Below are 509 nucleotides of genomic sequence, written 5' to 3'. Positions count from 1 at the left end.
CAAGAGCACGATCATGGCATGACGTTAATTCAAGCGCTGCGCCACTTCACGTCATTTGCTTACGGAATGCACCTTAGCAGAGAGAACCCGAATATCGAGCAACTGTTGAAACTGAGCTCGCCAATCTACCGTCTTGAATTGGCAATGGTGGGGCGTCTGTTTGGTCAGGATCCAAATCTCTACGGTGACATCATTCTCGCATCGCAAGAGAACATCGATATGATCAAGCGTTTCCATCAACGCTTTGGGGAAGCGCTTGCGATTTTAGACAGCAAAGACAAGGCCAAATTTGTAGAAAGTTTTGAGCAGGTGAGTGATTGGTTTGGCCAATACTCTCAGCAATTTATGAACGAGAGCCAAAACTTACTGAAACAGGCGAATGACAATATCCATCGTGGATAATGTTATCCTCTTAAAAGAAAAGAGCAGCTCTAGGCTGCTCTTTCTATTTCAAGCGAATGACATCAGTTAATAATCGTTTCGTTGTTGTCTTCACTGGAAACAGTATT

Annotated in this window: 1 protein-coding gene; it reads left to right on the top strand. The window is 43.8% G+C overall.

The window, feature by feature from the left end; translation table 11 throughout:
* Positions 1 to 402, top strand: a 402-nt coding sequence (locus R7P74_RS29640; protein ID WP_318124329.1) for a prephenate dehydrogenase dimerization domain-containing protein, incomplete at its 5' end; no start/stop codon positions are given.
* Positions 403 to 509 lie beyond the last annotated feature (107 nt).

The organism is Vibrio sp. 2033 (assembly GCF_033339735.1).
This window is presented reverse-complemented; position numbering and strand designations above follow the sequence as displayed.